General features: G+C 69.5%; 11 protein-coding genes. All 11 read right to left on the bottom strand.

From position 1 onward, the window contains the following. Window positions 1-133 precede the first annotated feature (133 nt). Window positions 134-856 (bottom strand): FHA domain-containing protein, encoded by a 723-nt coding sequence (locus ACWGKS_RS21565; RefSeq protein WP_358507118.1) that lies wholly within the window; start codon window positions 854-856, stop codon window positions 134-136. 9 nt (window positions 857-865) lie between these two features. After that, a complete protein-coding gene (locus ACWGKS_RS21560; protein ID WP_358507120.1) occupies window positions 866-2215 on the bottom strand; it encodes a vWA domain-containing protein in 1350 nt (449 codons plus the stop codon). Further along, the gene (locus ACWGKS_RS21555; RefSeq protein WP_358507122.1) at window positions 2199-3425 is read right to left on the bottom strand and encodes a PP2C family protein-serine/threonine phosphatase; all 1227 of its coding nucleotides are present in this window, start codon (window positions 3423-3425) and stop codon (window positions 2199-2201) included. Before ACWGKS_RS21555 ends, ACWGKS_RS21560 begins: the two co-directional genes overlap by 17 nt. A 17-nt stretch (window positions 3426-3442) precedes the next feature. After that, a complete protein-coding gene (locus tag ACWGKS_RS21550; RefSeq protein ID WP_358507124.1) occupies window positions 3443-5764 on the bottom strand; it encodes a serine/threonine-protein kinase in 2322 nt (773 codons plus the stop codon). Continuing rightward, window positions 5761-6987 (bottom strand): hypothetical protein, encoded by a 1227-nt coding sequence (locus ACWGKS_RS21545; protein ID WP_358507265.1) that lies wholly within the window; start codon window positions 6985-6987, stop codon window positions 5761-5763. Before ACWGKS_RS21545 ends, ACWGKS_RS21550 begins: the two co-directional genes overlap by 4 nt. A 156-nt stretch (window positions 6988-7143) precedes the next feature. Beyond that, window positions 7144-7701 carry an AAA family ATPase gene (locus tag ACWGKS_RS21540; RefSeq protein WP_358507126.1) on the bottom strand — a complete coding sequence of 186 codons (558 nt, stop codon included), beginning with the start codon at window positions 7699-7701 and terminating at the stop codon, window positions 7144-7146. Window positions 7702-7798: 97 nt separating this feature from the next. Next, on the bottom strand, window positions 7799-8971 hold the full coding sequence (locus ACWGKS_RS21535; protein ID WP_358507128.1) for a macrolide family glycosyltransferase: 1173 nt from the start codon (window positions 8969-8971) through the stop codon (window positions 7799-7801). 280 nt (window positions 8972-9251) lie between these two features. Then, complete coding sequence (locus ACWGKS_RS21530; protein ID WP_358507130.1) at window positions 9252-10109, bottom strand: HdeD family acid-resistance protein; 858 nt, start codon at window positions 10107-10109, stop codon at window positions 9252-9254. 204 nt (window positions 10110-10313) lie between these two features. Beyond that, entirely contained in the window at window positions 10314-11600 is a 1287-nt protein-coding gene (locus tag ACWGKS_RS21525; protein WP_358507132.1) for a citrate synthase, read from the bottom strand. A 795-nt stretch (window positions 11601-12395) separates the two neighbouring features. After that, window positions 12396-14018, bottom strand: a complete 1623-nt coding sequence (locus ACWGKS_RS21520) for a peptide chain release factor 3 (RefSeq protein WP_358507134.1) — start codon at window positions 14016-14018, stop codon at window positions 12396-12398. Between the two features lie 102 nt (window positions 14019-14120). Continuing rightward, window positions 14121-14813 (bottom strand): TetR/AcrR family transcriptional regulator, encoded by a 693-nt coding sequence (locus ACWGKS_RS21515; RefSeq protein ID WP_358507136.1) that lies wholly within the window; start codon window positions 14811-14813, stop codon window positions 14121-14123. Window positions 14814-14851: the final 38 nt, after the last annotated feature.

The raw sequence follows: 14851 nt of genomic DNA, 5'->3' as shown, positions 1-14851 counted from the left end.
CCGTTCCTTTGGGGCGCGGCGCACCGGGTGCCGGGCCGCCGGGGGTCCGTGGCGGTGGTCCCGGCGGTAGGGAGGGGGCTCCCGGCTCGGGTCGCCCTGCCACTTGTTCGGGGTTCGGGGGCATCAACGGGGTTCACCCCTTCTGGAGGAGGATGGAGGTCCACGCGCCGACGTAGATCCGGTCGCTGTCGTTCAGGGGGACCTCCACGTTGCGCGCTATGGGGTTGGCGGTCCCGTTGATCGTGGTCCCGTTGGTCGAGCCCGGGTCCACCAACGACCAGGTGTCGCCGGGGCGGGCCAACAGAACCGCGTGGATGTGGGAGATGGCGGGGTCTCCCCCGGGCCCGCCCAGGTCGATCTCGGGGAAGAACTCGCGCGAGCGACTCCCCCGACCGATGTGCACGCGATCGCCCTTGAGGGTCACCCGACGTTGCCTTTGGCCGGTGGGGAAGTCGATCCGGTCGGGATCGAGCATCCCCTGGTCGACCATGTACTGGTAGTAGGCCGGATCGGCGGCGACGATCGCCCGCCAGCGCACTCCCCTCGACGCGCTCCCAGGATCCGACATCCGGCGTTGGTGGCTGCCGGACTGTGACGCGAAGTCGTAGCCGCACTCCTCGCAGAAACGACCGGCCCGGGACGTGCCGCACTCCGGGCAGGGGCCACCGCGTTGCGCCGGTACGGGTCTGGGCGGTGGTGGAGGTGGCGGGTCGGGGGCGGGGGTGGGGGGTCGGGGCGGTTCCGGACGACGCCGTCCGGAGGCGACCCGTGTGGCGGACCACGCTTGGAGTCGCAGCCCGCAGATGTCGCAGAAGTCGTCGGCCGTGGAGTGGTGCCCTGAAGGGCAACTCGGCATGGGTCCCTCCTACCCGGGTCCGGGGGCACCGCCGGTTCCCGGCCCGTGCTGGCGGGGGCGGGTCCGTACGGTCCGGGTCGAGTTGGTGTCGAGGGTCATCTCGTCGATCTTGTCGACGCCGGGCTTGAGTCGGACGGTTCCGGTGACCGGGTCGATCACGTCGACGACCCGGTCGAGCAGCCTCGCCGTCTCCTCGTCGCCCGACTCGTGTGCGAGCGCGACGGCCCGACCCAATCGTGTGGTGGCGGTGGCCTCGTCGCCCCCTCGACGGGCCGTGAGCCCGTCCTGGATCGCCCGGGCCAGTTCCACCTGACCCGTGTAGTGGGCCACCCGGGGGTTGATCTCGGTGGCCCTGGCCTCGTCCGGTGTCCACTCGGCGAGGATGTTCCCCGAGGCCAGGACCTCGTCCCGGTCCGGGGTCCGGCCGGGCATCACCACGCGCACCCATCCGGCGCGCAGTTGTCGTCCGGGGTCGCCCGCGGGCACCTCGACGCACACGTGGTAGTCGCGGCCCTCGGTGCCCCAGGACCCGGTCGGGTAGTCGTTGGCCTGCGGTACCCGTTGGACGGCGCGGCCGGTGAGGTCCTGGACCGTGGGCGCGACCTGTTTGACGAAACGCACCACGGAGTTCTGCGGGGCCCACAGGCGCAACGCCACGTCGGCCACGGTCTTGCCCATGGACGCCTGGGCCATGGCCCGGAAGTCGGCGGTCATGTCGGCGGGGTCGGCGATGATGCCGGGGCCGCCGCCCAGGAGCGCCGCGTCGACGCGGCGCAGTTCCTCGACCTTCCAGTCGGTGCCGACCCCGCGACAGTCGCAGACGAACCTGCCCGCGATCCGTCGGAGCACCTCCTCGAAGACATCGGACATCTCGTTGTTCTGACCGTCGGTGAGAAGGATGGCGTGCTTGATGCCCTCGCCACCGGATTCGAACAACTCCGCGGCCTTGAGCAGCCAGGCGCCCATCCGGGTGCCGCCGTCGGCGCGCAACCGGCCCACGGCTTCCAGGGCCTGCGCGCGGGTCCGGTCGTCCACCTCGGCCAACCGATCGGCGGCGGGGTAGATCATCTCGGCCTCGCGGTGTCCGGCGACGATCGCGAAGCGCACACCCTCGCGCAGGGTCTCGATCGCCGCGCGGGCCGCCTGCTTGGCCGCGTTGATCTTCTCGCCGTACATGGACCCGGAGGTGTCGATGATGATCACCTCGGAGGCGCGTACCGAGGTCCCCACCAGGACGGGGCTGTGGGAGGTCACGCTCACCACGGCGTGCACCTCCGTACCGCCCAGCGGCAGGTAGGGGTTCTGGTCCACCTGGATCCGGAACTCGGGCCCCCCGGCCCGGTCAGACGTGTTCGGCACGGCGACCCCCTGTGGGTACGGGTATGACGACGACGGTGATGTTGTCCTTACCGCCGGCTCTCAGCGCCAGCCCGACGTAGGTTCTGGCCGCTTCCAAGGGCGCGGTGCCGGTGCCCGGTACGGCGTCGGCCAGGGCCTCGGCCTCCGGGTAGTAGTTCCACAGGCCGTCGCTGCACAGCACGACGGCGCCGGGTCCGGTGGGGGTCACGGTGGAGATGTGCGCGTCGATCTCGCCGGAGTCCGCGCCCATCCAGGCGATGAGCGCGTGGGCGTTGGCCGAGCGCATGGCCTCCTCCCGGGTCAGCGCGCCCATCTGCACCATCGCCTCGCTCCAGGAGTCGTCCCTGGTGAGCAGGGTGGAGGTACTGGAGGTGGGCCCACCGGAGAGCCAGTAGGCACGGCTGTCGCCGACCCACCCGACGGTCACCGCCCCCGTCTTCGGGCAGGTCACGGCCGACACGAAGGTGCAGGCGGGCGCGAATTCGGGTGATTCGGCGATGGCCGCGACGGCCCGGGCGGCCTGGGTCATCGCCTCCCCGGTGGCCTCACGGGGGTCTGCGCCCTGGCGCAGACGTTCGGCGAGCACGGTCGCGCCCGTCTCCGCGGTGACCCTGGAGGCCTCGTCCGAGCGGGGCGAGCTGGACACTCCGTCGCAGACCACCGCGACGACGGCGCCCGCCGCGTGCGGGGCGTCGTCCTCGATCACCCGGATGGCCATGGCGTCCTCGTTGCGCTTGTGGCGCAGCCCGCGATCGCTGACCCCGAAGACCGTCCCGGCGCGTACCTCGACGTGGTCGCGGCCGGTGGGCTGGAGGAATCCGCACTTCTCGCAGTAGCCGTCCACCACCCGCCCGGGGCACCACACGCACTGGCCGGGGTCGGCGGCCACGACCGGTTCACCGCCGGGGGTGGGAGGGCGCCACTCGGGGGCCACCTTCGGCGAGACCGGTGCCGGACCGGTCCGCGGGATCACCGCGTCGCGGCGGATGGGTTGCGTGGCCTGCGCGTCGACCTCGTCCACGTCGGTGCCCGGGGAGACCCCGGCCATGCTCTCCTGGGGCGCGGTCGGTACCGAGTCGGGTGCCGTGGCCTCCGGGTTCGGCACGGGGGTGTGCGCCTCCACGGGCAGGTTCCGGCCGCAACCCTCACAGAAGGCGTCGCTCGTCGACACCGTTTCGGCGCAGGTGGGGCAGGTCCGGACCATCGTCATCGCCGTTCCTTCTATCCTCACAGCAGGGTCACGGGACGTAGGGAGTTCGCCTTGTCGATGAGCTCGTAACGCTCCATGACGTGACCGGTCCGTTGGGCCAGGGACCGGTAGCGGCGTTCCAGGTTGGCGCGCACCCCGTCCTCGGTGAGCTCGTCTTCGAGAAGTAGGCTCCCCCGTGGTGGGGCCCCGCCGCCCCGGAGCCATTCCAGGGCGGACTCCAGGACCCGTACGGCCAGTCGGTCGACGGACTCGCTGTCCAGACCGATCCGGCCGAGCCTCTCCCCCGCCCTGACCAGGCCCATGCCGTCGCCGGTGCCCCCGGCCAGCACGGAGATCAGCGCGGTCTGGGCGTGGACGTACATGCTGGACAGTTCGGGGACGGTGTCCAGCACCTCGATGGCGCCGGTCCGGTCGTCCTGGGCGAGCCGGATCCTGGCCAGGCCGAACGCGGCGCTCACGTAGGAGTGGTCGGTGGTCCACACCGTGGCGTACCGGCGGGCGGCGACGTCGTGTTCACCGGTGCGCTCGCAGGCCAGGGCGAGCCCGAGCTTGGGCGCGGCCTCCCCGGGCAGGTGGGCGTACAGCTCGGCGAAGTGGTCTCGGGCCTCGTGGAACCGGCCGGTGCTCAGCTCGGCGACCGCGAGGTACCACATGGTGCGCCAGTCACCGGGGACCGCGAGGCTGAACCGTTCCAGTACGTCCAGCGACTCCTTGTAGCGGCCGACCGTCATCAGCGACCGGGACAGCATGAGCAGGGTCTCCGGCGAGGGTGCCCTGGCCGACCGCAGGATCGGGATGAGTTCGTTCGGGGCCATGCCCACGTGGTTGCGCAGGTGTTGGGCCGCGGGGTCGAGCTGGTCGATGAGCGGTGAGGGCAACAGCGCCGCGGCCTCGATGGGGCCGGGCGGGGACAGCATCCGGTCGGCGTCGTGTGCGCCGGACTCGGGCAGCCCGGTGAAGGTCTCTCCGCCGAAGAGCGCGGAGGCCGCCGGGTGGGGCGTCCCCTCGATCTCCGCGAGCACCTCGCGCAACACACCGGTGAGCTGGTCGGCCATGTCACCGGCGTCGTGGAAGCGCGCCTCCGGGTCGTGGTGGGTCGCCCTGCGCAGTAAGCGGTCGTAGGACTCGAACCTCCGCAGCAACGGCACCTCGTGCCGGGGCGGAAGGTCGTGCGGGTGTTTGCGGATGAAGCCGAAGTGGAAGCTGAGCACCGCCAGGGCCCGCCCCACCGAGTACAGGTCGGCGCTGACACTGGGGCCGGGGCCGCGCAGCTCTTCCTCGGGAACCCGGTACCCGGGTGTGGTGTAGACGGGGCTGAGTCCGTCGTCCATGCGTCGGACGCCGCCCAGGTCGATGAGCTTGATCTGCTCCTCGCTCTGGATGACGTTGTCCGGTTTGAAGTCGCAGTACAGCAGCCCCTTGGAGTGCAGGTAGCCGAGGGCCCTCAGGCACTCCAGCCCGTAGGCGATGACCTGTTCCAGGGGCAGGACGTCCTCGCTCGTCCCCTGCTCCCGGCGCTCGATGAGCAGCTCCCGCAGCGACTTGCCGCCCACGTACTCCATGACGATGTGGCCGCCGGGGATCCCGGTGCGCGGGTCGGGATGCTGAGAGAAGTTGATGATCTTGACGATGTTGGGGTGCTCGACCTCGGAGAGGAAGGCGCGTTCGGCCGCGGCCGCCTTGTGCGCCTCGGCGTCACCCGCGTTGAGCAGGCCCTTCAGCACCACCCAGCGGTTGTTGACGTTGCGGTCCCTGGCCAGGTAGATCCAGCCCAGCCCGCCGTGGGCCAGACAGCCGAGCACCTCGTACTGGTCGCCGACCACCTCGCGTTCGACCAGTTTGGGGGTGAAGGAGAACTGGGTGCCGCACTGGCGGCAGAAACCCTCGGTGCGGCCCGGTTGGTCGCCTCTGGTCCGACCGACCCTCTCCGAGCAGTTGCCGCAGAAGCGGTTCTTCTCCGACACGACCGGGGCGGTCATGATCGCCTCGGAGGGGTCCTTCGCCGGCACCAGCGGCACCTGGACCATGCCCAACCCGAGCATGCCGCGTCGGGAGCCGGCGCTGGAGGTGCGTCCGCTGCGCGAACCACCGCTGGAACCCGAGATGCTGCCCGGGCCGGAGCGCCCCGAGATGCGGACGTTGCCGGAGCTGATCGGGTGTGAGTGGACGGCCCCCTCGATGTCCGCGGGGCTCCCGCCCGAGGGGCCGTTCCACGGGGGAACGGAGGGCCCCGGTCCCGGGGTGCGGGTGGTCGGCGCGTCCATGGGCGCCAGACCGCACACACCGCAGAAGCCGTCCTCGATCAGCCCCGAGCAGCCGGGGGAGGCGCACTCGTTCATCTGTTCACACCGCCGTCCTGGGTTCCGACCGAGGGGGTCTCGGTCCCCACGAGTTCCTGAAGCGCCCTCTGGTAGGCGGACAGCGCCACCGTGGCGGCCCGCAGGTCGCAGGGGGCCTTCCACAACTCCCAGTGCGCACGCCCATGGGGTTCGACAAGTCGTTCGTGTTCGGCCAGGCCCAGGCGCACCGCCCGGGCGCGGAAGGCGTCCAGGCGCCCTCTCAGTTCGGCCCTGCGTTGGAGGAGGCCGCCGAGGTTGCGTTCCCGGTCGCGCGCGTCGTCCCCGGACTCGTGCACGGAGCGCTGTAGTTCCCCCAGGCGCGCGCCCAGGGCCCGCCACCGTCGCCGGGACCGCAGTTCGTCCATCTCGGCGATGGCCGCGCGCAGCTCCGGGACCGGGTCGGGGACGTCGATGGCCGCCGGGGAGGAGATCTTCGCGACCACACGGACACGCAGGTCACGGGAGCGCAGCACCACCTTCTCGACGTCGTCGATGGCCGAATCGAGCCGGCTCACGCTCTCGTCGTAGGCGTCGCGCATGCGCAGGGCGTCCCGGAGTTCACCCCGGGTCCGGTCCAGGATCGAACGCATACGGTCCAGGTCGAGGGTGTCCACGCCACCGTCGGCGACCAGCGACAACGGGTCGCGGCGCACGGTGTTCCCGACCCGTTCCAGTTCGGCGCGCAGGTCCTCGTACTCGTCGTCGGGAACCTCGACCATGTCCGCGAGCGTGCCGACCTCCCGCCACATCGCGTCGAGTTCGTCGAGCCGCGGGTGGAGGGCGTCCCAGGCGGTCTCCACCGCGGAGACGACCTCCGTGATCGCCTCGTAGTCGGCGGTCATCCGGGCGATGGCCTCGGCCAGGGTGATGTTCTCGGTGCCCGGGTCGAGCAGGCCGCGTTCGCGCAGGGGGACCTCGGCCAGGGGCAGGGTCACGGACTCGCCCATGAGCAGTCGGGTGAGCTCGGCCTGGGAGTCGGCGACTCCGGACTCGCGCAGGCGCGCGGCGTGTTCGACCACCGATTCGAAGGCGGCGTGGGTCGGCCACAACCGGTGGGCGTGTACGTCCGCGGCCTCCCAGCGACCGCGGGTCCCACCGTTCAGTTCGGCGCCACGGAGCAGGCGGTACACCGTGTGCCGGTCGAGATCGGCCAGGTTGAGGGAGATCCGATCGACCTCACCACGGACACGATTGAGCGCGTGGTCGATCCCTTCCCAGCTCATCGGCGGCATGCCGAACCCCGACGCGTGCGCCACCTGCCGAATCACCCCCACCCTGTGTATAGAAAGAGTGTGGCGGCGACCACCCCGATCCACAAGGGACTTCGCGTTATACGGCCACGTACGGCCACAACCACGGCACGGACGTCCTCACGAGCATCACAGCGGCCGACTCGCCGCGTCCGTTTCGAGGGTCTCCAGGACGAAACGGGCACGATCGACGACCGACGCGCGGGGCAACAGAACCGTCTCGTACCCGCACGAGGGGTAACCCTCCCGCATCGCGGCGAAGGTGCGTTCGGCCTCCTCCGGCGACTGGTGTCGTTCGGTGTCCCCGGCGTAGATCTCCGGCCAGGGCGGGGCGAGGAAGACGCGGTGGTGGTAGCGGAACAGTCGGGCCGCCTCACGCACGTGTTCGGGGACGCGCCGACCCCGTTGGAGGAAGTAGCCGACCATGTCGGGCACTCCCCGGTCACAGAAGACCAGGCCCTCCCGGCCGGCCGCCTCCCGGTGCGAACGCATGTCCCACGAGAGCATCAGCTCGACGAACAGGTCCTCGTCACGCCAGGACAGGCCTGGACCACCGATCGCCCGCTGGTCGCGGATGATCGCCCGCCCGGCCTCCACGGTGCGTCCGTGGCCGAGCCCGGCGAGGTGGTCGATCAGCGTCGTCTTGCCCGAACCCGGTCCTCCTGTGACGACGACGAGGTGGTCCATGGGCACTGCCCCTTTCGATGGGTACGGACACGGCCGGTGCGCCGCCCGCGAGGACGGCGCACCGGTCGGTGTGGGGTCGGGTCCGATCAGGTCGGACCTAAGGAATCGCGGCTTCGATGAGGTCGGCCGCGTAGGGGCTACCGCTGCGCTGGAGTCGGCCGCTGATGTCGGCCAGTCGGCGCGCGACCTCGGGATCGCGGGTGAGGTCGAGCAGCGCGTCGCGCAGTACCTCGGCGGTGGCCGCCTCGGTGTCGATCCGGCGGGCCACCCCCAGTTCCTGGAGGCGGTCGGCGTTGTCGAACTGGTCCACCGCCTGCGGCACCGCGATCATCGGGGTACCGGTGTGGAGACCCTCACTAGAGCCTCCCATACCCGCGTGGGTGACGAAGGCGTCCGCCTGCCGCAGGATGTCCAGTTGCGGAACCCATCGGCGGACCTCGACGGTGTCGGGGACCTCCCCCAACACGGACGGGTCGACGTACTCACCGATCTGGAGGACGGTGCGCCACCCGGGCAGGTCGCCGAAGGCCCGCACGCATTCGCGGTAGAAGTCCGGTCGTTCCGTGTAGGCCGAACCCAGCGACACCAGGACGACCTTCTCCGCGTCGGCCGGTCGGGTCCAGGTTCCCTGGTCCGCACGCTCGCCCAGGCAGGGCCCGACGAAGGTGACCGTGTCGGCCACCGTGTCGGCGAAGGGCTGCATCTCGCGTGGGATCATCGCCAACGCCCGATCGGGTTCACCCGCGAAGCCGGCGTGGTCCAGCCCCTCCACCCCGTTCTCGACCAGCCAGGCGTCGAACTTGGCGAAGTGTTCCTCGGCCCCCGGTTGTTCGCGCAGCCAGACCATGACGGTGTCGGCGTGGTCGGCCCAGCCGACGTAGGTCGGAGACAGCTGGATGGTGGGGATCCCCCACTCGATCCCCATGACGCGGGCGGTGTACCCACCGATGTCGTAGAGGAACAGGTCGGGACGGTCCTCCTCATAGGCCTTCCGAAGCACGGGCAGGCTGTTGATGGCGTCGTCGAGGAAGATGTCCATCCCCTCGATCGGATCGTCGCTCCACTCCTCGTCCCCCGTGGGCAGGGTGGTGGTGAAGGGGACGAGCTCGGCGCCGGTGGACTCGATGAGCTCACCGATCCGACCGACGGGGTCGTTGGCGTAGGTGACGCGGTGGCCCCTACGGACCAGTTCGCGGATGATCTCCAGGCTTGGCAGGACGTGGCTCACCGCGGGGACGCCGACCATGGCGATATGGGCACGACGGGTCATGGTTCTCTCCTGAGACTGTCTACGGGTAGGACTATGAGGCGCCGGTCCTCGGAAGGGGCGGCGCGGAGGCGTCGAGGACGCGGGGTCCTACTGGTAGAACAGCTGCTGGAAGGCCATGGCCCCACTGTAGGGGACTCCCCTCCGTCCCGTCCTCCCGTTTTTCCGGGCCCGCGTGGAACTGGTCGGCGGCGCGAAGGGGCCGAGTCGGTCGTCCCCGAGAATCAGGTCGGCCGACTCGGCCCTCTCCCGGCCGGCGCGGACCGACCTGGGATCCTTCACGTTACGGAGTACCGGTGTCCTCCGGCGGGTCCTTGGGCGCGCGGTGTTTGCCCACTCGCGGGGCGGCGGTCTCGTCCTCGTACACGGAGGCCTCGGTGGCGCCGGCCGGATCACCCCGGTAACCGTCGCGGTAGCCGTCCGTGTAACCGTCGTCGAAGGCGCTGACATCGTGCTCGTCCCCCTCTGCGGTGGGGCCGTCGGCGAGCAGGTCACCGCCCTCGGGCTCCCCGGCGTGCCGCGGCCCGGACTCGTAGGTGGTGTCCCCCTCGGCGAACGCCTCATCCTCCTCCGACGAAGCGGTCGCGGTGCCCGCGCCCCTGAGCCGCAGGCCCGCGATCACCAGGGCGATCCCGAACACGATCGCGTAGACGCCGACCACGGCGACCATCGCCAACGCGCCCAGCCCGGGCCAGAGCCACAGCAGCAGACCGAAGATCACCGACAGCGCCCCGGCGAAGATCAGCAGCCACTCAGAGGTCATCTGCGCGCGCAGTCGTATCGCGGTGATGATCTCGGCGATACCGGTGACGATCGCCCATGCCCCGATGACGAAGACCAGGGCGACCACCGCGACGGTCGGCCAGATCAGGGCGGCCACACCCAGCAGGATGCCGAGCACCGACTGGATCACCAACGGAAGACGGGTGCCGGAGGCCGCCCGGAAGGCTGCGAACCCCAGAACGACCCCGTCCACCAGCGCGAAGGCACCGAAGACGAAGGCCAGGGCCACCGTGGTGACCCCGGGCCAGATGAGCGCCACCAAGCCGAAGATCACGGCGGCGGCACCGCGAACGACCACGACCCACCAGCTTCGGCTCAGCTCACCGAGCATGTCACCGGCCGACTCGTACCGGACCATAGCCGGGCCCCCTCCCTCGCGCGGCCCGCGCCGTCCGGGGCCGCTTCGTTGCCACTTCTCTCAACGTCGCATACCGATGACAGAAGGTACGCAAAGCGCAAGGAAAGGGAGGTTCTACACCGTTCCTTCTTCGTGGCGCGCACATGGGAACGCCCGCCCTCGTCGGTGACGTGGGCGGGCGGTCGAGGTGCTCTCGGGCGGGTGTCAGCCCTGGCCGGGGTATCGGCGCTCGTTCGAGCCGATGTAGTGCTGGCGCGGGCGCGCGATCCGGAAGGCCGGGTCGTGCAGCTGCTCGCGGTAGTGGGCGATCCAGCCGGGCAGGCGGCCGAGGGCGAACAACACGGTGAACATGTTGGTCGGGAAGCCCATGGTGCGGTAGATGACGCCGGTGTAGAAGTCGACGTTCGGGTACAGCTTGCGCTCGGTGAAGTACGGGTCCTGCAGCGCGGCGGCCTCAAGCTTGAGGGCGAGTGCGAAGAGCTCGTCCGGGCTGTCGTGCCGGTCCAGGATCTGGCTCGCCAGAACCTTGATCTCCTTGCTGCGCGGGTCGAAGTTCTTGTAGACCCGGTGCCCGAAGCCCATGAGACGCATCTCGCGGGCCTTGACCTTCTCCAGGAAGTCCTCGATGGAGATGCCCGAGTCGCGGATCTCCTCCAGCATCTCCAGCACGGCCTGGTTGGCACCGCCGTGGGACGGGCCGGACAGGGCGTTGATGCCGGAGGCGACGCTGGCGAAGATGTCGGCCTTGGCGGAACCGACCACGCGCACGGTGGCGGTGGAGCAGTTCAGCTCGTGGTCGGCGTGCAGCACCAGCAGCATGCCGACGGCCTTGTTGAACAGGTCGCCCAGCTCACCGGTGGGGGCCTTGTCACCGAAGGTCATCCGGATGAAGTTGTCGACGTAGTCGAGCGAGTCGTCCGGGGCGATCGGGGTCTCACCGATCGAGTTGCGGTAGATGCGGGCCGCGATCGTCGGCAGCTTGGCCAACAGCCGGATCGTGGCGAGCTCTACCTGGTTCTCGTCCTCAGGGTCCGCGCTGTCCTCGTAGTACGCGGCCAGAGTGTTCACGGCGCCGGCGATCAGTGCCATGGGGTGGCCGTTGCGGGGCATCGCGTCGATGAGCGTGCCCATGTCGGCCGGGATGTCGGCGTTGTCGCGCAGCTTGTCCGAGAACTCCTTGAGCTGTCCGGGCTCCGGAAGCTCCCCGTAGATCACGAGGTAGGCGGTCTCAAGGAAGGTGCTGTGGACGGCGAGGTCCTCGATCGGGTATCCGCGGTAACGCAGGATCCCGGCGGCCCCGTCGATGTAGGTGATCTTCGAGCTACACGAAGCGGTGTTGCCGAACCCCGGGTCCAGGGTCGTCATACCGGTCGACCCCAGCAGGGTCTTCAGCTCGATGGTGCTCTCACCCTCGGTACCGGTGAAAACCGGCAGCTTCAGCACGCCGCCCTCGTAGTGGAGCTCCACCGTGCGCTCTTTGTCATCGCTCATGCCCGAGGTCAACCTTTCCAGGCGGGGGATACGTGAGGTACGTCGAACGCAGGGCGATCCGCCGCCGCGTTCTTGATTCACTCGTTATTGTTCTGTTTTGTTAAACGCCAGTTAAGCAAAATCATATAAGTTTCACCGATTCACGAACAGGTGACATGCAACACATACCCAGACGTGCACAGAATTATCAGAGAGTGAAGATTTACAGACTTTGCCGAATGTCGTTAACAGCGTGATCGCCCTGAGACCTCTACGGGAGACGGCGGGGTTCTCCCACCCGTCTTCCGTCGGCCTCCTGGACAGGTCCCCTGGGCACTCCGAAACCCACCCGAACCGGTCCAACGGGGGTGCCCTTCACAGATCCGGACAGACCCGAACAGAACTCGGTGCGGCCAGGTGTTCGAACGCGCCCTAGTGGCCTGAGATCAGGGTACCTTCGCCCTGATCACAGGGGTTGACGCGGGGTGCCTCCGACTCGGTGATCTTGGCCTCTGTCACCGACTCCGGCGGCACCGACCACCCTCCAGGGTCTGTGTCCCTACCCCTGAAGGGGTCGGAGTATGTGCCCCGGGAACGAGACTTCACAGACAGTCCGCGGCGCCCGCTCCCGACCGGGACGAACGCCCCTCGGAGAAGCCCGCCGAGGGCCCGATACGGAAAGCCGATGGAGCCGGAACACGGGACCGAAGTCAACAAAGGGTGACCAAGATTAACCCGGGGTAAACGAAACAAACGCTCTTTGTGGGAAAAGCGGCCTCCTGTTGGAAACCGGTACTCCGGCGATCGACGGTGGTCCTAACCTTCGTCGACGCCGCCGGCCAGCAAAGGCTCCATGAACAGCGACGGGTGGTCGCGCTCGATGACCTTCAATCGCCACTTGTTGTGCACCAGCACCAACAGCTCACCATCGGAGCGGCGACGCAGCACCTCGGCCCCGGAGAGCCCGTGCAGGGTCGGCCCGGACACGGCGTCGGTGCGTCGAGCCACGGAGTACTCCAGCGGCGAGGCCTCGATGGGGCTGCGGAACTCCTGCTCCATGCGGTGCTTGACCACGTCGAACTGCAGTGGTCCGACCGCCGCCAGCACCGGGGCCTGCTCACCGCGCACGTCCGAGGTGAGCACCTGCACCACGCCCTCGGCGTCGAGCTGGGCGATCCCCCGCTGGAACTGCTTGTACTTGCTCGCGTCCAAGGCCCGCGCCACCACGAAGTGCTCCGGCGCGAAGCTGGGGATCGGCGGGTAGGACACCTTGGGACCGTCGTAGAGGGTGTCCCCCACCGCCAACGCCTGGGCGTTGACCAGGGCGATCACGTCGCCCGGGTAGGCCGTGTCGATGGTGGAGCGATCCGAACCGAAGACCGCCTGGGTGTACTTGGTGGCGAAGGGACGGCCGGTGGAAGCGTGGGTGAGCACCATGCCGCGCTCGAACCGACCCGAGCTGACCCGGACGAACGCCATCCGGTCGCGGTGGTTCTTGTCCATGTTGGCCTGCATCTTGAAGACCTGGCCGGAGAAGGGACGCTCCACCTGGCGGGGCCGATCCTGGTCGTCGACCTTGGCCGACGGCGCCGGGGCCAGGCCCACGACCGCCTCCAGCAACTGACCGACACCGAAGTTGGACAGCGCCGCGCCGAACAGCACCGGGGAGGACTCGCCCGCCATGAAGGACTCGTGGTCGAAGTCGGCGCCCAGCGCCTCCAACAACTCGATCTCCTCCTTGGCCTGGACCCAGGCGTCCTGTTCGACCTCGGCGGCCCGGTCGTCGTCCATGACCTCCTCGATGGCCTTCTGAGCACCACCGGGGGTCCGGGTCAACTTGGTGTAGGTACCCGAGGCGCGGTCGATCAGGCCACGGAAGTCACCGGCGATGCCGACCGGCCAGTTCAGCGGGGTGGGGCGCAGTCCGATGCGCTGCTCGATCTCGTCGAGGAGTTCGAGGGGTTCGCGCCCGGGCCGGTCCCACTTGTTGACGAACGTGAGGACCGGCATCTTGCGGGCCCGGCACACGTCGAAGAGCTTGAGGGTCTGCGGCTCCAGGCCCTTGGCCGAGTCCAGCAGCATGATGGCGCAGTCGACGGCGGAGAGCACCCGGTAGGTGTCCTCGGAGAAGTCTGCGTGGCCGGGGGTGTCCAACAGGTTGAGGACGTGGTCCCGGTAGTCGATGCGCAGGGCGGCCGAGGTGATGGAGATCCCGCGGTCCTGCTCCATCGACATCCAGTCGGAGGTGACGCCCTTGCGGTCGCCCTTGCCGTGCACGGCTCCGGCGGACGAGATGGCCGCGGCGTGCAGCGCCAGGGCCTCGGTGGTCGTCGACTTACCGGCGTCGGGGTGGGAGATGACCGCGAAGGTCCGCCGACGTTCCGCCTCGTGTGCGACCTCGGACCCCTGTTTGTCCGTGCCCGCCGTGTCCACGCTCATTCCCGTCGTCGCCTCGCCTCGTCTGATCTCCCGTTTTTCGGCCCCATACAGCCTATGCCCGCATGGGCGTGCCGAGGACAGCGGTCGAGGTGCCCCGGGTTCCTACCCGCGCTCTCGGACCGCCTCCGTCACCCGGCGCGCCAGTTCGGCGGGATCGGTGCCCCCCGGGTAGACGGCCACCACGATCCGGTCCCGATCGGAGGTGACCTCGCCCGGCTCCTCGAAGAGGGGGGCTGCCAGGGCGCGGACCCGTTCCATGGCCTCGTCGAACCGCCGCCACGCACCCTCGTCGTCCGGATCGCGAAGCCAGCCGCGCAGGACGTGGTTGTGCGCCGCGATGACGGCGGAGGCCACCACCTCCACCTCCAACGAGGGGCGTCCGCCGCCGGTGGCCTCGGCCAGGTGACGGCTGAAGGCCGCCTGGTAGCGGGCCGTCATGGCCACCTCCCGGTCGCGCAGCCGCGGGTGGGCGCGCACCAGTCGGTAGCGGGGCACGGTGATCTCGGGGTCGCGCACGTACCCCTGGAAGACCAGGCGCGCGGCGGCCAGCACGGAGTCCGTCGGCGACTCCGGGGAGGCCTCCATGTAGCGCACCACCGTCTCGAACAGTTCGTCGTGTTCGGCGAAGAGGACGTCCTCCTTGGAGCCGAAGCGGCGGAAGAGGCTACGTCGGCTCACCCCGGTCGCCTCGGCTATCCCCGCCATCGTGGTGGCGTCGTATCCGGCTTCGGTGAACAGGCGTACCGCCGCCAGCACCACGGCCCGGGTACCGCCACCATTGCGTTCGACCATCATCCGTCTCCTCTTCGCCGAGGACGACCCCCTTCCGGAGG

The sequence above is a fragment of the Nocardiopsis sp. NPDC055879 genome, assembly GCF_053615935.1.
Note: the sequence above shows the minus strand (reverse complement) of the source record. Positions and strands in the feature narration are given on the sequence as shown.

Excerpts from the sequence above, each read along its gene's own strand:
- ACWGKS_RS21565 (WP_358507118.1), bottom strand. The coding sequence starts at position 856 with ATGCCGAGTTGCCCTTCAGGGCACCACTCCACGGCCGACGACTTCTGC.
- ACWGKS_RS21555 (WP_358507122.1), bottom strand. The coding sequence starts at position 3,425 with ATGACGATGGTCCGGACCTGCCCCACCTGCGCCGAAACGGTGTCGACG.
- ACWGKS_RS21550 (WP_358507124.1), bottom strand. The coding sequence starts at position 5,764 with ATGAACGAGTGCGCCTCCCCCGGCTGCTCGGGGCTGATCGAGGACGGC.
- ACWGKS_RS21545 (WP_358507265.1), bottom strand. The coding sequence starts at position 6,987 with ATGAGCTGGGAAGGGATCGACCACGCGCTCAATCGTGTCCGTGGTGAG.
- ACWGKS_RS21540 (WP_358507126.1), bottom strand. The coding sequence starts at position 7,701 with ATGGACCACCTCGTCGTCGTCACAGGAGGACCGGGTTCGGGCAAGACG.
- ACWGKS_RS21535 (WP_358507128.1), bottom strand. The coding sequence starts at position 8,971 with ATGACCCGTCGTGCCCATATCGCCATGGTCGGCGTCCCCGCGGTGAGC.
- ACWGKS_RS21530 (WP_358507130.1), bottom strand. The coding sequence starts at position 10,109 with ATGGTCCGGTACGAGTCGGCCGGTGACATGCTCGGTGAGCTGAGCCGA.
- ACWGKS_RS21525 (WP_358507132.1), bottom strand. The coding sequence starts at position 11,600 with ATGAGCGATGACAAAGAGCGCACGGTGGAGCTCCACTACGAGGGCGGC.
- ACWGKS_RS21520 (WP_358507134.1), bottom strand. The coding sequence starts at position 14,018 with ATGAGCGTGGACACGGCGGGCACGGACAAACAGGGGTCCGAGGTCGCA.
- ACWGKS_RS21515 (WP_358507136.1), bottom strand. The coding sequence starts at position 14,813 with ATGATGGTCGAACGCAATGGTGGCGGTACCCGGGCCGTGGTGCTGGCG.